Consider the following 19,666-nt stretch of genomic DNA (forward strand, 5'->3'; position numbering starts at 1 on the left):
GGTAGGCCGCACGCTACTCAGAAGGTCAGACCCCGCACGGCAAGATCGGCCAGGGCGCACACGAACAGGGCAATTCCGATGAAGCCGTTGACCGTGAAGAAGGCCCGGTTCAGGCGGGACAGGTCGTGCGGCTTCACGATCGTGTGCTCGTAGAGGAAGGCGGCGACGACGACCGCCAGGCCGGCCCAGAACAGCGCGCCCGCGTCCGTGGCGAGCGCGTACCAGGCCAGCAGGGCCGTGGTCACGACGTGCGCGCCGCGCGCGCCCCAGAGGGCGGCGGGGACACCGAAGCGGGCCGGGACGGACTTGACGCCCTCCGCGCGGTCGGCGGCCACGTCCTGGCAGGCGAAGATCAGGTCGAAGCCGCCGATCCACACGCCCACCGCGAGGCCCAGGATCACCGCGTCCCAGGACCACTCGCCGGTGATGGCCAGCCAGGCCCCGACCGGGCCCATCGCCTGGGCCAGCCCCAGGATGGCGTGCGGGAAGTTCGTGAACCGCTTGCCGTACGGGTAGACCACCATCGGGATCACGGCGACCGGCGCGAGCGCCAGGCAGAGCGGGTTCAGCAGGGCCGCCGAGCCGAGGAAGACGAGGAGCGCGATCCCGGCGCCGGTCCACGCCGCACGGACGGACACCGCGCCGGTGACCAGCTCGCGGCCGGCCGTGCGCGGGTTACGGGCGTCGATCTCGCGGTCGATGATCCGGTTGGCCGCCATCGCGAAGGTCCGCAGCCCCACCATGCAGACGGTGACGAGGAGCAGCTCGCCCCAGTGCATCCGCCGGTCGAGCTGGAACATGGCGGTGAGCGCCGCGATGTAGGCGAAGGGCAGCGCGAAGACCGAGTGCTCGATCAGCACGAGCCTCAGGAACGCCTTGACCTTGCCGTTCGGCTGCGGCGCCGGGTCCCGCCCGATCACCTCGTCGGCGGTCGTCATCATGCGAGGGCTCTCCGGAATTCTTCGAGGTCGGCCAGCAGTTCCGCCGCCGGGAGCGCACCGAGCTCCAGGGTCCGGGGTGCGGCGGCGCCGTCCTCCTCGTCCTCGGGCGGGGTGACCCGGGCGGTGACCACCCAGTCGCCGCCCGCAGGGCGGGCTTCGAGGCGCAGGAAGTTACCGGCGTCGACGGTGAACGGCTCGGCCGCGGACAGGGCCTGCTGCAGCTGCTCCGCGAAGGCGTCCGCCTCCACGTCCCGCGCGCCGGGCAGTTCGAAGCCGTCGCCCTCGCCGTCCACGTCGTACATCAGCGCCCAGACGTCACCGGTCCCCGCGAACTCCTCGGGGCTCACGCCCGCGTCGCGGGCGGCGATGACCACGCCGGGCTGGGTCGGGTCGATCTCCGGGCGCACCAGGGCCACGTAGGCCTCGGCGGTGCCGATCTGGAGTTCCGGGCCGTCGACGGCGATCGGGCTCACAGGCCGTACTCCTTCCAGCGGCGGTCCACCAGGGCGGCCGTGGCCGGGTCGGACTCGACCATGTCGGGCCAGCCGCCGTCGCGGGTGTAGCCCTCCTCGGGCAGCTTCTTCGTGGCGTCGATACCCGCCTTGCCGCCCCAGAACTGCTGGTACGAGGCATGGTCCAGGTGGTCCACCGGCCCCTCGACGACGGTGAGGTCGCGGGAGTAGTCGGTGTTGCCGAGGGCCCGCCAGGAGACCTCGTGCAGGTCGTGGACGTCGCAGTCCTTGTCGACCACGATGATCAGCTTGGTCAGCGACATCATGTGCGCGCCCCAGATGGCGTGCATGACCTTCTGGGCGTGCTTCGGGTACTTCTTGTCGATCGAGACGATCGCGCAGTTGTGGAAGCCGCCCGACTCCGGGAGGTGGTAGTCCACGATGTCCGGCACGATGATCTTCAGCAGGGGCAGGAAGAACCGCTCCGTCGCGCGGCCGAGCGGGCCGTCCTCGGTCGGCGGCCGGCCGACCACGATGGACTGGATGAGCGGACGCCTGCGCATCGTCACGCAGTCGATCTTCAGTGCCGGGAAGGGCTCCTGCGGCGTGTAGAAGCCGGTGTGGTCGCCGAACGGGCCCTCCGGCAGCATCTCGCCGGGCTCCAGCCAGCCCTCGATCACGACTTCCGCGTTGGCCGGGACCTGGAGCGGGACCGTCTTGCAGTCCACCATCTCGATCCGCTTGCCCGCGATGAAGCCGGCGAAGAGGTACTCGTCGATGTCGCCCGGCAGCGGCGCGGTGGACGCGTAGGTGACCGCGGGCGGGCAGCCGAAGGCGATCGCGACCGGCAGCCGCTCGCCCTTCGCCGCGGCGACGGCGTAGTGGTTGCGGCTGTCCTTGTGGATCTGCCAGTGCATGCCGATGGTGCGCTTGTCGTGGCGCTGGAGCCGGTAGAGGCCGAGGTTGCGGACGCCGGTCTCGGGGTGCTTGGTGTGGGTCAGGCCGAGGTTGAAGAAGTCGCCGCCGTCCTTGGGCCAGGTGAAGAGGGCCGGGAGCTGGTCGAGGTCCACGTCGTCGCCGGTGAGGACGACCTCCTGGACGGGGGCGGAGTCGCCCTTCACCTTCTTCGGCGGCACGTGGACCATCGAGCCGAGCTTGCCGAAGGCCTCGCGGACGCCGATGAAGCCCTGCGGGAGCTCCGGCTTCAGCAGGCCGCCGATCTTCTCGCTGATCTCGCCGTACGACTTGAGGCCGAGGGCCTTCAGGAGGCGGCGGTCGGTGCCGAAGACGTTCATGGCCAGCGGCATCGCCGAGCCCCTGACGTTCTCGAAGAGGAGCGCCGGGCCCCCCGCCTTGTTCACTCTGTCGACGATCTCCCCGACCTCCAGGTACGGGTCGACTTCGGCCTTGATGCGCTTGAGGTCGCCCTCTCGCTCCAGAGCCCGGAGCAGCGAGCGGAGATCGTCGTAAGCCATAGGGGTCAGTATCCGTCACCAACTACCCTGGAGGCGTCACCGGGGCCCGACGCGGGCCCCCCGTCACTGACTGGGAGTCGGTCCCACACCGTGCTGCGCCTTCTGCCGTTCCTGCTGATCCTCGCGCTGACCATCTACGCCTTCATCGACTGCCTGAACACCCCGGAGCAGGACGTGAAGCACCTGCCCAAGGTGGTCTGGGTGATCATCATCCTGCTCTTCTCCATCGTGGGGCCGGTGGTGTGGCTGTTCGCGGGCAAGCAGCGGGTGGCTCCGGGAGGCGGCCGGACGCGGCGGACGCAGTGGGTGGCGCCCGACGACAATCCGGAGTTCCTGAAGTCGCTGCGCGAGGAGCAGGAGAAGAAGGACAAGGACGACAAGGACTGAGCCGGACCGGGCCCCGGCCGGTCCTGCCCGGCCTGCGCGCCGAACGTACGTGTGCGCCTACCGGGCCCACGGCAGTACGCGGGTGTTCTCCTCCCCCGGGACCGACACCACTGCGTCGGCGCGCATCACGACGTGGGCCTCGAAGGTCTCGTGGGCGTGGATCCGGCGCAGCACGTCCGGGGGCAGGACCAGGGTCTGGCCGGCGGTGACCGTCTCGGTGCGGCCCCCGCAGGTGACCTCCAGGGAGCCGGCGCTCAGGGTCCACACCTGCTCGCGGCTGACGGAGTGTTCGGGGCCGGCGCTGCCGGCGGGCATCAGGACGTGCCAGCTGCTGAGCTCGGCGCTGCCGCGGCTGGGGGCGGCGAGGCCGGTCATGGTGGCGTTGGGGGTGGTGGTGACGTTCTCGGGCGAAGCGCTGATCACGTGCACGATGGTTCCTCGTTCTCTCTGCGCGAGTGAGTAAAGCTTCTTTACTTGATGGGAGTAAAGCAGCTTGACTCTGCCGTGTCACCATATTTGCGTGACGAGAGACGAGAACGAGGGTGTCGAGCTGCTGTTCCTGCTCGGCCTGGGCTTCCAGATGCTGCTGGGCGAGTTCACCCGGCGCGTCGCCGAGGCCGGATACCCGGACCTGCGCCCGGTGCACGGCATGGCCTTCCAGGCCCTCGGGAGCTCCGGCGCCACCGCCACCGAGCTCGCCGAGCGGCTCGGGGTGACCAAGCAGGCCGCCGGACAGATCGTCGACGACCTGGAGAAGCGCGGCTACGTCCGCCGCGAGCCGCATCCCGAGGGCGGCCGCCGCAAACTGGTGGTGCTCACCCCGGCGGCCCGGGACCACCTCGCCGTCGCGGGCCGGATCCTGCACGAGCTGGAGGCCGAACTCGGCCGCGAAACCGACCTGACCGCGCTGCGCCGGGGACTCGGGCAGGTCGTGCGCACCTTCCACGGGGAGGGCCCGCTGCCGCCGCTGCGCCCGGTCTGGTGAGGCGCGCGCGGGAGGGGTGGCCTAGGCGCGGGCGAGGGAGGCGTAGGCCTCGCGCAGGGCCGCCCGGCGGGTGTCCGTCCAGGCCGCCCAGTCGGCCGGCCGCCCGGCCAGCGCGGAGTCCAGCAGCTCGAAGTGCTCGTGCCAGGCCGCCAGGCCGTCGAGGCGCTCGGCCTCCGGGCCGCCGCGCTCGTTCACGAACCGGATCACCGTCGAATCCGTCCCGACCGGCTCCAGGTGGAAGCGGATCCGCCCGTCCCCGGAGAGCGTGTACTCGACGACCCGCTCCACGTCCCAGGCGGTCACCCGCCCGGTGGCCACGGCCCCGCCGATCGGCCGGCGCAGCGTGACCGCCCCGCCGAGCCTGCGCTCCAGGACGTCCGCCTCGGCCAGCCAGCCGCGCAGCCCGTCCGCCGTGGTCAGGGCGGGCCACAGGGTCTCGTAGGCGTGGGGCAGGTGCAGCTCGAAGCGGAGCAGCCAGTGGTTCTCGCCCCGCTGCTCGCTGGTGGCACGGCTCACGAGGGACATGCCACCAGCGTCCCACTCCGGACGGTCAGACGCCCGCGTACGAGTGCTTGCCGCTGAGCAGGATGTTCACGCCGTAGTAGTTCCAGATCCAGCAGGCGAAGGCGAAGAGCGCGAGGTACGCGGCCTTGCGGCCCTTCCAGCCGGCGGTGGCGCGGGCGTGCAGGTAGCAGGCGTACGCCACCCAGGTCACGAAGGACCAGACCTCCTTGGGGTCCCAGCCCCAGTAGCGGCCCCAGGCGTCGCCCGCCCAGATCGCGCCCGCGATGATCGTGAAGGTCCACAGCGGGAAGACGGCCGCGTTGATGCGGTACGAGAACTTGTCGAGCGAGGCCGCCGAGGGCAGCCGCTCCATGATCGAGGCGGTGAACCGCGAGGTCTTCGCACCGCGGACCAGCTTGCCCTCGTAGGTGTCGCGGAAGAGGTAGAGGACCGCGCCCGCGGCACCGATGTAGAAGACGGCGCCGCAGAAGATCGCCGTGGAGACGTGGATCCACAGCCAGTACGAGTGCAGGGCCGGGACCAGCTGGTCGCTGTCGGTGTAGAGCCAGGTGACCGCGATGCCGAGGTCCAGCAGGACGGTGGTGACCAGGATCAGGCCGAGCCAGCGGACGTTCTTCTTCAGGGCGAGCAGCAGCAGGTAGGCGCCGACGGCCACCGTGGAGAAGGTGATCGAGAACTCGTACATGTTGCCCCAGGGGGCCCGCTCCACCGACATGGCGCGGGCGACCACCCCGCCCGCCTCGACGAGGAAGGCGAGCGCGGTCAGCGAGACCGCGATGCGTCCGTACAGGTCGCCCTGGACGGTGCCGCCGGCGGCGCCGGGGCCGTCCGGTACGTCGCGGGTGCCCGCGGCGGAGCGGGTGGTGACCTTGGGCTTGTCGAGGACTGCGGTGGACCCGCCCTTGCCGCGGACCTGCACGGCGGGGGCGGACCGGTCCGCTCCGGCCTCCTTGGCGCCGGTCAGCGCGGCGGCCGTACGGGCCACCTTGCTGCGGCTGCCGAAGGTCCACTCGGCGATGTGCGCGAAGAAGGCGAGCATGTAGACCGCCATCGACGAATAGATCAGGTAGTTGCTGATCTCAGCCAGATTCTCGTTGGCTGCGGCTGCGAGCGGCGTCATCCGCGCTCTCCTTCAGGGGTTTCTTCAACACGTGGTTCGGCGATTGCCGCAGGCGCGGTCGGCGCCTGCTGGTGCAGCGTGGCGGCGAGCTCGGCCAGCTCCTGCGGGAGCCTGGTGGACTCGCTGCGGCCCAGGCCCGCCATCTCGACGACGGTCACGCCGTCCTTGCCGGTCACCGCGCGGACCCAGATCCGGCGGCGCTGGATGAACAGCGATCCGGCCAGGCCCGCGATGGCGGCGATCGCGCCCGCGAGGGCGAGGCCGCTGCCCGGCTGCTGGGTGACGGAGAAGGTGGCCCACCGCTCGATGCCCTCGAACTTCACGGTGCCCGCGCCGTTCGGCAGGGTCATCGTCTGGCCGAGCTCCAGCTTCTGCTTGAACTGCTGGCCCGACTCGTCCTTGAACGGCTCCATCTTGGAGGTGTTGAGCACGTACACGTTCTGCGGCAGGCCCGCGTCCACGCCGAGGCTGCCGTGCCAGGCGTTGAGCATGAGCCGCGGCATGAGCAGCGCCGGGAACTGCGAGAACATCGTGCCCTTGCCCTCGCCCGCGAAGGTCGGCACGAAGACGGCGTTGAAGCCGAGCTGCTCCTTCTTGCCGTCCTTGTCCTTGTAGCCGTCGGTGACCTTGATGGCTCCGCTGGAGGTGAGGTTGCCGTCCTGCGGGAGCACCGGCACGGCGTCCTTGAAGATCACCTTGCCGGTGGGGTCGGTCACCGAGACGATCGGCGCGTAGCCGTGGCCGAGCAGGTAGACCTTGGAGCCGTCGACCTCAAGGGGCTTGTTGACCTGGATCTCACGCTTCTGCGGGGTGCCGTGGGCGCCTTCCGAGAAGGTGACGTACGCCTTGAAGTCGCGCGGGGTGCCCCGCTGCGGGCCGGTCATCTCGTACGTCGCGTCGAACCGGTCCAGCGTGAAGCTGAACGGCGGCAGGTCGTCCGGGTCGAAGAGACCGCCGGACTTGAAGTCGTCGTACTGGGTGAGCGTGTTCGAGAAGCCGCTGCCGCGCAGGACCAGCTTGCCGCCCTCGGACTTGAAGTACTGGCCCCAGGCGAAGGCCACCAGCATCACGATCAGCGCGACGTGGAAGATCAGGTTCCCGGCCTCGCGGAGGTAGCCCTTCTCCGCCGCCACGTGGCCGGCGCCGGCCTCGGTGCGGAAGCGGCTGCCGCGCAGCACCGTCCGCGCGTACGAGAGGACCTCGTCCGGGGTCTTCTCGGTGCGCCAGGTGGTGTGGGCGGGCAGCCGGTCGAGGCGCCTGGGGGCGGCCGGCGGGCGGCCGCGGAGCTGGCCGACGAACTGCCAGGAGCGCGGCACGATGCAGCCGATGAGGGAGATGAAGAGCAGCAGGTAGATCGCGGAGAACCACACCGAGCTGTAGACGTCGAAGAGCTGGAGCTTCTCGGCGACGGTCACCCAGGACGGGTGGTCCCGCTTCCAGCCGGCGACCTTCAGCGCGTCGACGTTGTTCTGCGGGACGAGGGAGCCGGGGATGGCGCCCAGGGACAGCAGGAAGAGCAGGATCAGCGCCACCCGCATGGAGGTGAGCTGCCGCCAGAACCAGCGGGCCCAGCCGATCACGCCGATGCCGACGGCCGGCCCGGTGGGGCTGTCCTCCAGCGGGGCGGTGGAGAGCTGGGCACCGGCCGCGGCTTCGGTGGGGTCCGCCGCGGCGGACGCGGGCGATGCCTCGTCGGACGTCCCGGTGGATGTCTCGGTGGTCGCTTTGTCTGTCGTACTCATGTGCCTTTAGTCCTCAGATCCCCACCGTGAAGCCTTGGGTCCAGCTCTGCATGTCGCTGACGATGCTGTCCCACATTCCTGTGACGAGCAGCAGACCGGTCAGGATCAGCATGCCGCCACCGATGCGCATCACCCATGCATAGTGCTTCTTCACCCAGCCGAATGCGCCGAGCGCCTTGCGGAAGGCGATCGCGGCGAGGATGAAGGGCAGGCCGAGGCCCAGGCAGTAGACGACGGTCAGCAGCGCGCCCCGGCCGGCGCTCGCCTGGTCGATGGAGAGGGTGTTGACGGCGGCGAGGGTCGGGCCCATGCAGGGGGTCCAGCCGACGCCGAAGAGCACGCCGAGCAGGGGCGCGCCGACCAGGCCCGCCGTCGGCTTCCGGTGGAAGCGGAATTCCCGCATCGTCAGACCCGGGATCGCCCCCATGAAGAAGAGGCCGAGCACGATCACCAGCGCGCCCAGGACCCGGGAGATGATCTCCTTGTTCTCCTGGAGCTCGGCGCCGAAGTAGCCGAAGAGCGCGCCGGTGGAGACGAAGACTGCGGTGAAGCCCGCGATGAACAGGCTGGCCCCCGCCAGCATCCGCCCGCGGCGGGCCTCGGCGAGGTCGGCGCCGCTGACGCCGGTCACGTAGGAGAGGTAGCCGGGGACCAGCGGCAGTACACAGGGCGAGAAGAAGGAGACCAGGCCCGCGAGCAGCGAGATCGGCAGCGCCAGCAGCAGCGCCCCGTTCAGGACCGTCTCGTTCACACCGGTGACCTCTGCGGCGAGGACGTACTCGACCACGAGGTCACTGCTCCGCGAGGAGCGGGTCGATCATCGATCGCAGCTGCTCCTCGGTGACCGCGACCAGGGTGCGCGAGGCGATCCTGCCCTCCTTGTCGAGGACGACGGTGGAGGGGATGGCCGACGGGTTGAGCGTGCCCTTGGGGAAGCGGAGCATCAGCCGGCCGTCGGGGTCGTAGAGGCTCGGGTAGGTGATCCCGAAGCTCTCCTCGAAGGCGGTCGCGTTCTGCTTGCTGTTGTCGCGGGTGTTGATGCCCACGAAGGCGACGTCCTTGCCGGCCTCGGCGAGCTCCTTGGAGACCTTCGCGAACGCCGGGGCCTCGGCGCGGCACGGCGGGCACCAGGAGCCCCAGACGTTGAGGACCACGACCTTGCCCTTGAGGGTGGTGGTGTCGAGGGTCTTCCCGTCGACCGTCTCGCCGTCGAGCTTGGGGGCCTCGGTGCGCTCCGCCCGGTCGACGGTGGAGATGCCGGTCGCGCCCGTGACGTAGTTGCCGCCGGACCCGGTGGCGGGCTTGCCGCTGTCCGAACCCGAGCACGCCGACAGGGTGAGGGCACCCGCGAGGGTCACCACGGTCAGCAGGGTGGCGCGGCCGCTGGTCGAGCGGCGGCTACTACGGCGGATACGCGCGCGGCTAAGGCTCATGTGAAAAGTTTCGCATGAGCAATTCGCGGATCTTCCGCGCCCCCCGGAGGGATGTCAATGCCCTGGTCAGGCAGCGGTCATGTACGCGCTCCAGCCGCCGGCCGGTGCCCGGCCCGGGCCGAGACCCCGGAGCCTGGCGAGGACGGCGGGGTCCTGGACCTCCAGCCAGTCGGTGAACTGCCGGAAGGACACGAGCCGTACATCCCTTTTGTCCGCCATGCCCTTGAGTGCCTCCTCGACGGCATCCATATAGATGCCGCCGTTCCACTCCTCGAAGTGGTTGCCGATGAAGAGGGGCGCGCGGTTGGTCTCGTAGGCCCGCCGGAAGCCGCCGAGATAGGTGGCCGTGGCCTGGGTGCGCCAGCCCGGGTAGTTCGCGGGCACACCCCTGGTGGTGCTCTTCGACTGGTTGGCGAGGATGTTGTAGTCCATCGACAGGACTTCGAAGGAGTGCCCGGGGAAGGGGAGCGACTGCAGCGGCAGGTCCCAGATTCCGGACCTGCGCACCGGCCAGACCTGCAGGCCGCCGGGCGAGCTGGAGTCGTAGCGCCAGCCCAGCCGCTGGGCCGTCGGCAGCAGGCCGTCCCGGCCGAGGAGGCAGGGGGTGCGCCCGCCCTTGAGTTCCCTGCCGTAGTCGAACGGCAGGGGGTCGAGGTCGGTGAATCCGGTGTTGGTGCGCCAGTTGGTGACGAACGACACGGCCTGGTCGATCTCGCTCTGCCAGTCGTCCGGGGTCCACCTGCCGACCGAGCCGGAGCCGGCGCAGAAGTGGCCGTTGAAATGGGTGCCCACCTCGTGCCCGTCGAGCCACGCCTCGCGGACGCACCCGAGGGTGGCGCGGACGTTCTCGTCCTTGAGGTAGCCGATGTCCGAGGCCCCGACCGGGTTGTTCGGCGGCCGGTAGAGGTGCCGCTTGGACTCCGGCAGCAGATAGATGCCGGAGAGGAAGAAGGTCATGGCCGCGCCGTGATCCCTGGCGAGCTTGAGGAAGCGCGGGAAGAGCCCGTTGCCGATCTCCCCCGCCCCGTCCCAGCTGAAGACGACGAACTGCGGCGGGGTCTCGCCCGGCTGGAGCGGCACGGGCGCGGGCGGCTGGTTGGGCTGCGGGCCGGTGTCGGCGGTGGAGCCGTCACCGATGGGCCTGGACACCGGCTTCTTGCCGGGCTTCGGGTTGTTCGGGTTCCCGACGGGTCCGGGAGCGCCGGGGCCGGGCCTGTCCGATGAGCCGCAGCCCGCGATTCCCATCGCGGCGGCCGCACCGAGCCCCAGTCCCAGCAACCCCCTCCGGCTGACTCCCCTGATGTCGCGCATGTCACCGTCCCCACTGTCGATCACCCACACCGACCAGAGATCCATATAAACGGACAATCTGATCAGTCATGCGTGCTGACACGGTGATTCCCGCGCGTCCTCCATTTAGTTGGGCGAAACCGTAACGACCTGTAACAGTCCGTCGATCAGGCGCCGAACGCCTTGGACTTGCCCTTCACCGGCTTGGCCCCGGCCAGCAGATGGGCCGGCACCAGGTCCCGGGCCGGCTCGCTGTAGCCCACCGACACCAGCTTGTCGCCCTGGAAGGTGAAGGACGTCATCGAGGCGAGCGTGCACTGCCGGCGCCGCGGGTCGTGCCACAGCCGGCGCTTCTCGGCGAAGCTGCGCACGATCCAGATCGGCAGCTGGTGGCTGACCGCCACCGCCTCACGGCCGCGGGCCGCGTCGCGCGCCGCCTCCAGCGCGCTCATCATCCGGACCACCTGCTCGACGTACGGCTCGCCCCAGGAGGGCTTGAACGGGTTCGTCAGGTGCTTCCAGTTGCCGGGCTTGCGCAGCGCGCCGTCACCGACGCCGAAGGTCTTGCCCTCGAAGACGTTCTCCGCCTCCAGCAGCCGCGAGTCGGTCGCCAGGTCCAGGCCGTGGACCTTGGCGATCGGCTCCGCCGTCTCCTGGGCCCGCTCCAGCGGGGAGGACACCACGTAGGCGATGTCCCGGCCCTTGAGGTGCTCGGCGACCCGGTCCGCCATCTGCCGGCCCAGCTCGGAGAGGTGGTAGCCGTCGCGGCGCCCGTAGAGCACACCGTCGGGGTTGTGCACCTCACCGTGGCGCACCAGGTGCACGACGGTGATGTCGGGGGTGGCGGGCGTGGCGCTGCTGCTCATGCGGTGGCCTCCGCGGCGGCTCGGGCGGCGGCCGGCAGTGCCGCCGCGATGCGCTCGATCGCCTTCTCGTCGTGGGCGGTGGACACGAACCAGGACTCGAAGGCGGACGGCGGCAGGTAGACGCCCTGCGCCAGCATCGAGTGGAAGAACCCGTTGAAGCGGAAGCTCTCCTGCTTCTTCGCGTCGTCGTAGTTGCGCACCTCGTCCTCGGTGAAGAAGACGGAGAACATGTTGGACGCGGTCTGCAGCCGGTGCGCCACGCCCTCCTTGGCGAGCGCGCCGGTGACCAGGCCCTGGATCTCCTTCGAGACCGCGTCGACCTTCTCGTACGCGGCCGCGTCCAGCAGGCGCAGCTGCGCGAGACCGGCGGCGGTGGCGATGGGGTTACCGGAGAGGGTGCCGGCCTGGTAGACCGGCCCGGCGGGGGCGAGGTGGCCCATGACGTCGGCGCGGCCGCCGAAGGCCGCGGCGGGGAAGCCGCCGCCCATGACCTTGCCGAAGGTCATCAGGTCGGGCTTGACCCCGTCCACGCCGTACCAGCCGGCGCGGGAGGTCCGGAAGCCGGTCATGACCTCGTCGGAGATGTAGAGCGCGCCGTTCTCCCGGCACAGGTCCGCGAGCCCCTGGTTGAAGCCGTCGGCGGGGGTCACCACACCCATGTTGCCGGGGGCGGCCTCGGTGATCACACAGGCGATCTCGCCGGGGTGCGCGGCGAAGGCCGCCCGGACCGCTTCCAGGTCGTTGTAGGGGAGGACGATCGTGTCGCCGGCCTGCGCGCCCGTCACACCGGGGGTGTCCGGCAGCGCGAAGGTCGCCAGACCGGAACCGGCGGCGGCCAGCAGCGCGTCCACGTGACCGTGGTAGCAGCCGGCGAACTTCACGACCTTGGCGCGACCGGTGAAGCCGCGGGCCAGCCGGATCGCCGACATGGTCGCTTCGGTGCCGGAGGAGACCAGGCGGACCTGCTCCACGGGCTCGATGCGCGCGACGATCTCCTCGGCCAGCGCCACCTCGCCCTCGCCGGGCGTACCGAAGGACGTACCGCGGGCGACGGCCGCCTGGACGGCCTCGATCACCTCGGGGTGGGAATGGCCGAGGATCATCGGCCCCCACGAGCACACGAGGTCGACGTACTCGCGACCGTCGGCGTCGGTGAGGTACGGACCGGTCCCGGACACCATGAACCGGGGCGTACCGCCCACGGCGCGGAAGGCGCGCACGGGAGAGTTCACGCCGCCGGGGGTCACGAGGGAGGCGCGCTCGAAGAGCGTCTGCGAAACTGGGGCTTCATACGGGTACGGGTAGCTCACACCAGCCATGGTCTCAGAGGCCGCGACAGACTTGCGGACGGGCGTTTCACCGCGTCGCCGCGGGGGAGGTCACTGCCATGATGATCAGGCTGCGTGGCGGGGGCCGCGGGGCCGGGGCAAGCAATACCAGTCGGGTGGAGATATGCAACGCGGTGGTGGACCGGGCGAGGGAACGGACGGCCTCGATCCGCAGCGCGCCCGCGAGGCCCGCCGCCGGGGCAGGCACCGCCGCCGGGGCATGGAGGCGGCCGACGCCGTACCCGCGCCCGCGACCCCGTCAGAGGACCTGCCCAGAGGCCGCGGCATGGGAGTGACGTACAAGTACTTCGGCGCCCCCGACGGCGCCACGGCGGCCCGGGTGCCGGTCACGATGCGGCCGGAGGAGCTCGGCGGCGACGAGCTCGGCATGGGCGGCCTCTTCACCAAGATCAAGCCGGAGACGGTGGCCGCGATGGTCCTGACCGGCATCGAAGGCATACCCCTGCACAAGGTGCCCCCGCTGGAGCTGGTCGTCCTCCACCCCGACTACGCGGTGGTCAAGCTCCCCATGACGGTGGTCGACCCGCTGCGCGGGATCGGCGAGGAATCGGTGGGCGCGGCGGCCTTCATCTGGTCCACGGTCCCGGACCGCGGCGGCCCGAGCGACGCCTTCAACGTCTACCAGCTGCTCCACGAGTGGCAGGACTTCAGTCACCGCCTCCACGAGGCCGGGCATCAGCCTTATTGCCTCGTGTGGCCCTGAACTGGGCTTTCTCCCACCGTGGGCGGCCTTCCGTGAGGGCTGCCCCGCCTCGCTCAGAAGTCCCCCGTCAGGCGGCCAGGGCACATTGAGGGCACGCGGCTGAGGAATGTGCCCCGGTTGCGCCCTGCGCCTCGGTGCCGTCGTCGGTGAATGCCGCGTCGATCGCCTTACGCGTGCGGGTCTCGCACGCCGGCAGCAGGTGCGCGTAGGTACGCAGGGTGAAGCCGGGGTCGGAGTGCCCGAGGTACTCCGAGAGCGCCTTGATGCTCTCCCCCCGCGTCCAGGAGGACGGACGCGTACGCGTGCCGCAGGGCGTGCGTCCCGTCCTCCTGGGCGGACTGGAGGTACTTCGCACGGCGCTCGCGGGGCGGGATGACGCCAACCACGGCGAGGGCGAGTTTCCAGACCCCCTGGTTGAAGACGCTGCGGTTGTACGCCCGCTCCTTCTCGTCCACGAAGAGGAGCCGGAACGTCTTCGGCTCGCCGTCGGGCTTGCCCCAGGGCAGGGTGACCGCGGCCGACGGGAACAGCTTTCCGCCGCCCTGGAACCGATTCGGCAGGCCGGCGATCACCGCGCGCACCCGCTCCAGGCTCCACGGTACGACCTTCTTCCTGGTTACCGCGGGGAGCTTGACCGAGCTCGCCTTGCAAGGGTTCTTGGGCAGCAGCCCGTCGTCCACGGCCGCCCCGAGGATGCTGGAGAGGATGTCGAAGATCCCCTCGATCGTCGACGCTCCCAGGTCCGCGTCCTGGAGCTTGCGCACCCAGCCCTGGATCGCGGACCCTCGCGTACCTGGAATGGACCGTGGGCGGCGACTCCGGGATCCGGTTCGCCACGGCCGCGTACGAGGCGCTGGGTTCGGGGACGGCGCCCGTCGTACGGGCACTGCTGGCCGACCGACTGGCCTGGCAGCACGCGACCTCCGGGAACGCCCGGGAAGCGGACTACGCGCTGGGCCTCGCCGAGAAGGCGATCCACGAGCCGCCGACGAGCCGGGCCCCGATTGGGCGTACTGGGTGGACCGCGACGAGATCGCGATCATGACGGGCAGGTGCTGGTCGGAACTGCACCGCCCACTGCGGGCGATCCCGGCACTGGAGGACGCCCTGGGCCGGTACGACGACTCCCGGTCCCGCGACAAGGCGCTGTACCTGTCGTGGCTGGCGCGGCCTACCTGGACGCCGGCGAGATCGAGCACGCGACCACGATCACGGCCCGGGTGCTCGGCCTCTCCGAGGGACTGGCGTCGATCAGACCGATGGGGCGGGCCCGCCTGATGGTCAAGCGGCTGGAGCCTCACCGATCGCTCGCCCCGGTCGGTGCGCTGCTGGAACGCGCAAAGAGCTAGCGGGTGGCCCGGGCGATCCAGTCCAGGTACTCGGCGCGGCCGGCGTCGATGGTGAACGCGATGACCTCGGGCGAGTCGTAGGGGTGGTTGTCCACCAGGTGCTTCTCCAACGCTTCACGCCGGTCACCGGCCGTACGGAAGGTCACCTGGAACTCGGTGCCTTCGGAGACCTCTCCGAGGTGCCGGTACGTCGTCTCGATGGGCCCGGTCACCTGCCCGGAAGCGGCCAGATTCGCCTCCACCGCCGAGCGCGACAGCTTCCGCGCGGCGTCCTGATTGTCCACGGTCGTGATCACGATCAAGAAGTCAGCCACGGGGGCAACGTACCTGGCCCGATGTCATGTTGGCGTGACGCAAGCCTTTACCGACCCTGCCGTGGCCCTATTTTCGGAGCGTGAGCCTGAAGAACGGGAAGAACGATCGCCGGATGACCGGCACCGGCATCGACCTCGATGCGCTCCCTCCGGACGCCCTCGTCGCCCAAGACGGCGAGATCACACCGATCGGCGAGTTGGTCATCGAGAAGATGGTTGAGGATCTGACCGCCATCTGTCAGCAATCCCGCGACCCGCAGGCTGCGATGAAGGCGCTCCAAGAGATCATCCCCGAGCAGATGAAGAAGATCGTCAGTCAGCCCACCGACGACGGACCGAGTGCGCTCCGCGCAGCCCTTACCGGCCTGGCCGGGTCCCAATGTCTCGAGCGCCGCCCCGGCCGCGATCCTCTGACTGGAGGCAGGGTCGATGGTCAGCCCGAGACCGACGCGACGTTCATCGATCGATTGGTATGCACCCAGCAACATGGCCACGGCGGCGACCACCAAGACGTCCTTGAGCGGACCTGGCAGCAGGCGGAGCTTTCGGTGTGACCTTGCGATTCCTCCGGCACCTTGCTGGGCCGGATACTCGTCGCGAACCCGTCAAGCCTCGGCCCATAAAAGGGGTGGCCCGCCTTCCGACGCCGCCACACCGGGGAGGGGCGTCCGAGGTGTGCCTCGCTTCGCGGTCGACATGATGCAGACCGTCGCGGTGCGTGTCAGCGTGAACGGAGAGGGAATCCGTACCCCACGCATCAAGAGGAGTCGCCGTCATGGACGGTAGGCAGGACAAGCGTCAGGAGCCGGGCAAGGGGCGTGAGGCGCGGGAACACCATCGTCCCGGCGACCCTGCGCAGCCCCAGCCGGGCAAGGCGTCCCGCGAGAAGGGACGGAAGTCCGGCCCGAAGGAGACCTCGCGCCGCCGCGAGGACGACCTGCTGCGCGAAGAGGACCTGCACGACGAGGGGCTCTGACCGGCGCACCGCTCGGCCACTGAGGATTCCTGGTCAGCCCGCCGCCTCGGCGCCGTCCTCAGGTTCGGGTGTGGTGGCGATGAGGATCTGAGTGGCCTGCGTGATGTTGTCGGCGCGGACGGCGCGGGCCATCGCTTCGCGGGCGGCGTCGGCGGTGGTGTCCGGGGGGACCACCAGCAGGGCGAAGTGGTCGTTGTGGCCGCGAGTGACGAGGACGGTGTCGTCGCCGACGGGGTCGGCGTCGAGGTGCACGACCTGGCCGTCGATGACCAGACGGGTCGGGACGTCCTGCCAGGCGGAGGTGTCCAGGCCAACCCGCGTGATGGGTCCGAGGTGCGCGGTCAGTGCCGTGATCAGTGCGGGCAGCTCGATCGTGACGTCCCTGGAGCGCGGCCACCAGGCGCCGTCCAGGAGCCCTTGGCGGGACCGTGTGGTTTCCAGTCGGAGCAGGGCGGCGCCCGGCTTGACCGCTTGGTGGATCGCGTCCGGGAGGAGCTTCAAAGGGTCGGGGTTGTCGGATGCGGCCATGGTGATTCCACCTGTCTCGCGGTGCGGCGGCACCCCGTTCGACGGCCGGCAGCGGCGTCGAAAAGGCTGTTGAGCTTCGGAGCGTCTCCGTCATTTCACGGTACTCCGCCCACCCTCACGGTGCGGCGAGGGGAACCGACTGCGCCGCTCTCGCCGTCTGCGCCGGAAAATACCTGGTCAGAAGCGGCTTCCTGGATCGCTAACCGGAGTACGGTGAAGGGACCGGGAGTACTTCGCACACCCGCTCCCACGCGGACGTCGTTTCCGGCGATCACTGCACCGGGCCGTTCGCGAACGGTCCGGGGACGGGTCCGCGACATGACCACGACCCTCGACCGCGCTGCGCAGCCGGCTGTTGCCCTGCGCCCGGCCCGCCTGTCCCTTACGCCGAAGACCACCCTCGCAGGCCGGCTGGACGGTGCCTGGTGGCCGTACTCACGTGACCTCGGAGCCGAGCTCGCCGCTCTCGCCGCCGCTCTGGACGAGACCTGGGGGCGCATCACACGCGTCAGCGTGAACCCCAGCCGCTGGCCGGTCGTCCCGCGCACGGTTGCCGTGGCCGGGCACGTGCTGCACGTGGGCTGGTTCACCGAACAGGACCCCGACAAGCTGATCCTGCTCTCCTACACCGTCGGCCGCTGGGACCTCCTGGTGATCCCGCCCGAGACCGAGCCGCGGCCGCGGCCCGGCTGATGGCCGCCGCCGCGATCCCGGGCAGCGTCCTGGCCGCAGACGTCCTGATGGCCAACGAGACCGTCATCGGGCGCGGCATTCGCGACGCCCGCCGCCGGGAAGCCACCTGGGAGGGCGAGGGCGGGGCCTGCATGTCCCCCTTCGGGGAGCCGATGGGACGAAGCGCCCTGCCGCTGCCAGGAAACGGCTGGAGGTGAGCTCCGTGGAGACCATCATCCTCATCGCGGTGATCATCCTCATGATCGGCATCGGAATGCGCTGGATCCACCTGCTGAACGCCCAGCACGACGCGCGGATCGAGGCCTACCGCTTCAGTGACCCCCTGCCGAGGCCCCCCGGCCTGCCGGACGACACCGGTCGTCGAGCCCACCACACGGGTGCCGACCGGTGAGGAACAGACCTTCCTCCGACCGGGGGCAGCGGTCGGGACGCCTCGGCGCCCCGCTCCGTCGGCCTCCTCACCCACTCCGAAAGGGAACACGCCTACGTGAAGTACATCGAGACCCAGACACTGCCCTCACTCGGGCACGCCGAGGTCCGGATCATCGCGCACACTCCGGAAGCCGCCCGAGCGGTCGCGGAGGCGCTCCGCCGCTGTTTCGCAGGCGCGGAACAGCGCAGCTACCCCGCCCTCGACGGCAACACCCGCCTCCACCTCACCGTAGACACGGCAACACCCGCCGGCCCCGCCCGCTCGTGGTTGGCCGCCAGCAGGACCCCCGCCGGCACCGGCGCGCACTCCGACGAGATCTGAGAAGCCCCGACCGGCCCCGGAGCCCACTCCACCCCACACACGAAAGGACGCGGTCATGGCCACACTGCGCGAACGCAAGACCTACCGCGACCAGGTGCTCCGGGTCCTGTACGAAGCCGTCGAGGGCAACCGCCTCCTCGGCATCACCGGAGCACAGCTGCGGCGCGACCTTCAGGTACCGGAACAGGACCTGGCCGCCGCCTGCACCTACCTGGCGGGCGAAGGACTGATCACCGTCGACTGGGACCCCGGCAACACCCCGGCGATGGTCACCCTCACCCACGAGGGAATCCGGCACCTGGAAGCAGAGGAGGAGGAGGGGACGGCCACGGGCCCGGCCTGATCCGGGCAGCACACCTAGATGCGGGCGAACTGCTCGGTCTGCTGGGCGAACTCCTGTGCCATGGCCGCGCTGACCGTGGGCCTGGTTTCCCCGATCGTGCGCAGGTAGTCCTCGGTGGTGGGGCGGGCCCGGGTCCCGGTGTCGAAGGTGTGCTCGAACTGGATCTGGGAGACGGTGCGCGCCACATGGGCGATGTCGGCGGGGGTGAACCCCTCGCTGGCGTCCGCCAGCGCCGCGGTGTCGGCCTTCGCGCCCGCCCGGTCCAGGTAGCTCTCCCACAGCGCGGTCCGCGCGCGGTGGTCCGGGGGGCCGATCGGCAAGACGTAGTCGAAACGGCCGTGCCGCAGGAACGCGGAGTCGAGCGTGGTCACGTCGTTCGTGGCGCAGACGAGCAGCCGCCCGTCCTGGCCCCGGAACCGGACGATCGCCTTGAGCAGTTCGTTGACGACGCCGACCGCGGTCGCGTCCGCGCCGCTCCGGGTCCCGGCGATCTCCTCGACCTCGTCGATGAAGACCAGGACGTGGTCGAGCCCGGCGATCTCGTCGAAGCGCCGGTTCAGTCCGCTCGCCAGTCCGTACTCGGCGGCCAGCCGGGCGGGGAACAGTTCGAGGAAGGGCCATTGCAGGCGGCTGGCGATGGCGTGCGCGAACGTGCTCTTGCCGGTTCCGGGCGGCCCGAACAGCATCACGGCCCGCGGCAGCTCCACACCGTGCTGGGCGGCCATTTCGGGATGGGCCAGTGGCAGGACCAGACGCCGCTCGATGAGCTCCTTCTCCCGCTGCATGCCCGCGACCCTCTGCCACAGCCCCCCGGGCGGCAGCTCCGCTCCCAGCGACGCGAGCATGCTGACCGCCTGAGGGGTCACTCGCCCGCGCTTCTCGAAGAAGACCAGGCCCGGACGGGCGCCGAAGCCGCAGTTGTACAGGGCGGCGGCACCGGTCTCGCCGTCGGGCAGGACCGCGTGCACCGTTCGGACGCCACCGGCGAACAGCCGGTGCTCCAAGGCCGTGATCAGGTCACTGCCCAGCCCCTTGTGCCGCCAGGCGGGCGCCATGCTGATGCGCAAGATCCACGCCCGGTCACCGTCCACCCTGCTCACCGCGGCACCGACCACCACGTCGTCCGCCGTGGCCACCACCGCCGGGTGGAGGGCCTGGAGGGCCGCCACGGTGTCCGAGAGCGGAAAGAGCGGTGGCTCTTCGGTCGTGCCGCTCTCGGCGTCGACTCGAAGCACCGATTCGAGATCGTCCTGGGTGTAGTCCCTGACACGCCACCCCATCATGGTCAGCTCCGCGTGTTCGGCCGTACTCCCATCATCAGCCGATGCGAGCCGGGGCGCGCGCGGCAGCGACAGCGCGCGCCCCGGCAGTGCCGTCGAGGGCGGAGCATCGAAGCCGTGTGGCGTGCCCGGTCGCCGGGGAGCATCCTGGAAGCCACGCC

25 protein-coding genes and 2 pseudogenes are annotated in these 19,666 nt (G+C 70.3%); 11 read left to right on the forward strand and 16 right to left on the reverse strand.

Annotated elements, in window-relative coordinates; all coding sequences use genetic code 11:
* Positions 1–17: 17 nt before the first annotated feature.
* Genes mqnP through ACWGE1_RS13310 form a run of 3 tightly spaced genes read right to left on the reverse strand, consistent with a single transcriptional unit; the run spans position 18 to position 2,868 of the window.
* Entirely contained in the window at positions 18–941 is a 924-nt protein-coding gene (mqnP, locus tag ACWGE1_RS13300) for a menaquinone biosynthesis prenyltransferase MqnP (protein WP_453420612.1), read from the reverse strand.
* The gene (locus ACWGE1_RS13305) at positions 938–1,414 is read right to left on the reverse strand and encodes a hypothetical protein (RefSeq protein ID WP_453420613.1); all 477 of its coding nucleotides are present in this window, start codon (positions 1,412–1,414) and stop codon (positions 938–940) included. Before ACWGE1_RS13305 ends, mqnP begins: the two co-directional genes overlap by 4 nt.
* Positions 1,411–2,868, reverse strand: a complete 1,458-nt coding sequence (locus tag ACWGE1_RS13310; RefSeq protein WP_453420614.1) for a menaquinone biosynthesis decarboxylase — start codon at positions 2,866–2,868, stop codon at positions 1,411–1,413. The genes ACWGE1_RS13305 and ACWGE1_RS13310 overlap by 4 nt, the downstream gene beginning before the upstream one ends.
* Positions 2,869–2,958: 90 nt before the next feature.
* Here ACWGE1_RS13310 and ACWGE1_RS13315 point away from each other — a divergent pair, with 90 nt between their 5' ends.
* Positions 2,959–3,255, forward strand: a complete 297-nt coding sequence (locus tag ACWGE1_RS13315) for a PLD nuclease N-terminal domain-containing protein (RefSeq protein ID WP_453420615.1) — start codon at positions 2,959–2,961, stop codon at positions 3,253–3,255.
* 57 nt (positions 3,256–3,312) lie between these two features.
* Here ACWGE1_RS13315 and ACWGE1_RS13320 read toward each other — a convergent pair whose 3' ends face one another.
* Entirely contained in the window at positions 3,313–3,678 is a 366-nt protein-coding gene (locus ACWGE1_RS13320) for a cupin domain-containing protein (protein WP_453420616.1), read from the reverse strand.
* Positions 3,679–3,775: 97 nt separating this feature from the next.
* Between ACWGE1_RS13320 and ACWGE1_RS13325 the strand changes: the two genes are divergently transcribed.
* The gene (locus ACWGE1_RS13325; RefSeq protein ID WP_453420617.1) at positions 3,776–4,240 is read left to right on the forward strand and encodes a MarR family winged helix-turn-helix transcriptional regulator; all 465 of its coding nucleotides are present in this window, start codon (positions 3,776–3,778) and stop codon (positions 4,238–4,240) included.
* A gap of 21 nt (positions 4,241–4,261) precedes the next feature.
* Here ACWGE1_RS13325 and ACWGE1_RS13330 read toward each other — a convergent pair whose 3' ends face one another.
* The 8 genes from ACWGE1_RS13330 to hemL all read right to left on the reverse strand — a co-directional run bounded on the left by ACWGE1_RS13330 (position 4,262) and on the right by hemL (position 12,535).
* Positions 4,262–4,765 (reverse strand): SRPBCC domain-containing protein, encoded by a 504-nt coding sequence (locus ACWGE1_RS13330; protein WP_453420618.1) that lies wholly within the window; start codon positions 4,763–4,765, stop codon positions 4,262–4,264.
* Positions 4,766–4,790: 25 nt separating this feature from the next.
* Complete coding sequence (gene ccsB, locus ACWGE1_RS13335; RefSeq protein WP_453420619.1) at positions 4,791–5,885, reverse strand: c-type cytochrome biogenesis protein CcsB; 1,095 nt, start codon at positions 5,883–5,885, stop codon at positions 4,791–4,793.
* The gene (gene resB / locus ACWGE1_RS13340; protein ID WP_453420620.1) at positions 5,882–7,627 is read right to left on the reverse strand and encodes a cytochrome c biogenesis protein ResB; all 1,746 of its coding nucleotides are present in this window, start codon (positions 7,625–7,627) and stop codon (positions 5,882–5,884) included. The genes ccsB and resB overlap by 4 nt, the downstream gene beginning before the upstream one ends.
* Before the next feature lie 13 nt (positions 7,628–7,640).
* Positions 7,641–8,414 carry a cytochrome c biogenesis CcdA family protein gene (locus ACWGE1_RS13345; RefSeq protein WP_453420621.1) on the reverse strand — a complete coding sequence of 258 codons (774 nt, stop codon included), beginning with the start codon at positions 8,412–8,414 and terminating at the stop codon, positions 7,641–7,643.
* Between the two features lie 4 nt (positions 8,415–8,418).
* Entirely contained in the window at positions 8,419–9,060 is a 642-nt protein-coding gene (locus ACWGE1_RS13350; RefSeq protein WP_453420622.1) for a TlpA family protein disulfide reductase, read from the reverse strand.
* 66 nt (positions 9,061–9,126) lie between these two features.
* Positions 9,127–10,362: a hypothetical protein gene (locus tag ACWGE1_RS13355; RefSeq protein ID WP_453420646.1), complete on the reverse strand. Its 1,236-nt coding sequence runs from the start codon at positions 10,360–10,362 to the stop codon at positions 9,127–9,129.
* A 155-nt stretch (positions 10,363–10,517) separates the two neighbouring features.
* A complete protein-coding gene (locus tag ACWGE1_RS13360; protein WP_453420623.1) occupies positions 10,518–11,216 on the reverse strand; it encodes a histidine phosphatase family protein in 699 nt (232 codons plus the stop codon).
* Complete coding sequence (gene hemL / locus ACWGE1_RS13365) at positions 11,213–12,535, reverse strand: glutamate-1-semialdehyde 2,1-aminomutase (RefSeq protein ID WP_453420624.1); 1,323 nt, start codon at positions 12,533–12,535, stop codon at positions 11,213–11,215. Before hemL ends, ACWGE1_RS13360 begins: the two co-directional genes overlap by 4 nt.
* A 133-nt stretch (positions 12,536–12,668) precedes the next feature.
* Here hemL and ACWGE1_RS13370 point away from each other — a divergent pair, with 133 nt between their 5' ends.
* A complete protein-coding gene (locus ACWGE1_RS13370) occupies positions 12,669–13,268 on the forward strand; it encodes a hypothetical protein (RefSeq protein ID WP_453420625.1) in 600 nt (199 codons plus the stop codon).
* Between the two features lie 67 nt (positions 13,269–13,335).
* On the opposite strand, the pseudogene ACWGE1_RS13375 reads toward ACWGE1_RS13370, so the two are convergent.
* A pseudogene (locus ACWGE1_RS13375) lies at positions 13,336–14,050 on the reverse strand (tyrosine-type recombinase/integrase); the annotation flags it as partial.
* Positions 14,051–14,073: 23 nt separating this feature from the next.
* Between ACWGE1_RS13375 and ACWGE1_RS13380 the strand changes: the two are divergent.
* A complete protein-coding gene (locus ACWGE1_RS13380; RefSeq protein ID WP_453420648.1) occupies positions 14,074–14,313 on the forward strand; it encodes a hypothetical protein in 240 nt (79 codons plus the stop codon).
* Between the two features lie 112 nt (positions 14,314–14,425).
* Positions 14,426–14,617: a hypothetical protein gene (locus ACWGE1_RS13385; RefSeq protein ID WP_453420626.1), complete on the forward strand. Its 192-nt coding sequence runs from the start codon at positions 14,426–14,428 to the stop codon at positions 14,615–14,617.
* On the opposite strand, the gene cutA is transcribed toward ACWGE1_RS13385, so the two are convergent.
* Positions 14,614–14,931 carry a divalent-cation tolerance protein CutA gene (gene cutA / locus ACWGE1_RS13390; RefSeq protein WP_452791959.1) on the reverse strand — a complete coding sequence of 106 codons (318 nt, stop codon included), beginning with the start codon at positions 14,929–14,931 and terminating at the stop codon, positions 14,614–14,616. The two genes, ACWGE1_RS13385 and cutA, sit on opposite strands and share 4 nt — an antisense overlap.
* 80 nt (positions 14,932–15,011) lie before the next feature.
* Here cutA and ACWGE1_RS13395 point away from each other — a divergent pair, with 80 nt between their 5' ends.
* Positions 15,012–15,485, forward strand: a complete 474-nt coding sequence (locus ACWGE1_RS13395) for a hypothetical protein (protein WP_453420627.1) — start codon at positions 15,012–15,014, stop codon at positions 15,483–15,485.
* A gap of 221 nt (positions 15,486–15,706) precedes the next feature.
* Positions 15,707–15,907 (forward strand): hypothetical protein, encoded by a 201-nt coding sequence (locus ACWGE1_RS13400; RefSeq protein ID WP_453420628.1) that lies wholly within the window; start codon positions 15,707–15,709, stop codon positions 15,905–15,907.
* Positions 15,908–15,940: 33 nt separating this feature from the next.
* On the opposite strand, the gene ACWGE1_RS13405 is transcribed toward ACWGE1_RS13400, so the two are convergent.
* Positions 15,941–16,435, reverse strand: a complete 495-nt coding sequence (locus tag ACWGE1_RS13405; protein WP_453420629.1) for a DUF5994 family protein — start codon at positions 16,433–16,435, stop codon at positions 15,941–15,943.
* A gap of 318 nt (positions 16,436–16,753) precedes the next feature.
* Between ACWGE1_RS13405 and ACWGE1_RS13410 the strand changes: the two are divergent.
* From ACWGE1_RS13410 to ACWGE1_RS13425, 4 genes and pseudogenes are all read left to right on the forward strand, one after another.
* Positions 16,754–17,325, forward strand: a pseudogene (locus ACWGE1_RS13410) (DUF5994 family protein).
* 5 nt (positions 17,326–17,330) lie between these two features.
* Entirely contained in the window at positions 17,331–17,519 is a 189-nt protein-coding gene (locus ACWGE1_RS13415) for a hypothetical protein (protein WP_453420630.1), read from the forward strand.
* 96 nt (positions 17,520–17,615) lie between these two features.
* Positions 17,616–17,882, forward strand: coding sequence for a hypothetical protein (locus ACWGE1_RS13420; protein WP_266603592.1), 267 nt, complete (start codon positions 17,616–17,618; stop codon positions 17,880–17,882).
* A 55-nt stretch (positions 17,883–17,937) separates the two neighbouring features.
* Positions 17,938–18,225, forward strand: a complete 288-nt coding sequence (locus tag ACWGE1_RS13425) for a hypothetical protein (RefSeq protein WP_453420631.1) — start codon at positions 17,938–17,940, stop codon at positions 18,223–18,225.
* Positions 18,226–18,239: 14 nt separating this feature from the next.
* On the opposite strand, the gene ACWGE1_RS13430 is transcribed toward ACWGE1_RS13425, so the two are convergent.
* The gene (locus tag ACWGE1_RS13430; protein WP_453420632.1) at positions 18,240–19,508 is read right to left on the reverse strand and encodes an ATP-binding protein; all 1,269 of its coding nucleotides are present in this window, start codon (positions 19,506–19,508) and stop codon (positions 18,240–18,242) included.
* Positions 19,509–19,666: the final 158 nt, after the last annotated feature.

Source organism: Streptomyces sp. NPDC054932 (assembly GCF_053610205.1).

What these genes read in the sequence shown, in the direction of transcription:
- mqnP (WP_453420612.1), bottom strand. Translation starts at nt 941, where the DNA reads ATGATGACGACCGCCGACGAGGTGATCGGGCGGGACCCGGCGCCGCAG.
- ACWGE1_RS13310 (WP_453420614.1), bottom strand. Translation starts at nt 2,868, where the DNA reads ATGGCTTACGACGATCTCCGCTCGCTGCTCCGGGCTCTGGAGCGAGAG.
- ACWGE1_RS13330 (WP_453420618.1), bottom strand. Translation starts at nt 4,765, where the DNA reads ATGTCCCTCGTGAGCCGTGCCACCAGCGAGCAGCGGGGCGAGAACCAC.
- ccsB (WP_453420619.1), bottom strand. Translation starts at nt 5,885, where the DNA reads ATGACGCCGCTCGCAGCCGCAGCCAACGAGAATCTGGCTGAGATCAGC.
- resB (WP_453420620.1), bottom strand. Translation starts at nt 7,627, where the DNA reads ATGAGTACGACAGACAAAGCGACCACCGAGACATCCACCGGGACGTCC.
- ACWGE1_RS13350 (WP_453420622.1), bottom strand. Translation starts at nt 9,060, where the DNA reads ATGAGCCTTAGCCGCGCGCGTATCCGCCGTAGTAGCCGCCGCTCGACC.
- ACWGE1_RS13360 (WP_453420623.1), bottom strand. Translation starts at nt 11,216, where the DNA reads ATGAGCAGCAGCGCCACGCCCGCCACCCCCGACATCACCGTCGTGCAC.
- hemL (WP_453420624.1), bottom strand. Translation starts at nt 12,535, where the DNA reads ATGGCTGGTGTGAGCTACCCGTACCCGTATGAAGCCCCAGTTTCGCAG.
- ACWGE1_RS13370 (WP_453420625.1), top strand. Translation starts at nt 12,669, where the DNA reads ATGCAACGCGGTGGTGGACCGGGCGAGGGAACGGACGGCCTCGATCCG.
- ACWGE1_RS13400 (WP_453420628.1), top strand. Translation starts at nt 15,707, where the DNA reads ATGGACGGTAGGCAGGACAAGCGTCAGGAGCCGGGCAAGGGGCGTGAG.
- ACWGE1_RS13405 (WP_453420629.1), bottom strand. Translation starts at nt 16,435, where the DNA reads ATGGCCGCATCCGACAACCCCGACCCTTTGAAGCTCCTCCCGGACGCG.
- ACWGE1_RS13425 (WP_453420631.1), top strand. Translation starts at nt 17,938, where the DNA reads ATGGCCACACTGCGCGAACGCAAGACCTACCGCGACCAGGTGCTCCGG.
- ACWGE1_RS13430 (WP_453420632.1), bottom strand. Translation starts at nt 19,508, where the DNA reads ATGATGGGGTGGCGTGTCAGGGACTACACCCAGGACGATCTCGAATCG.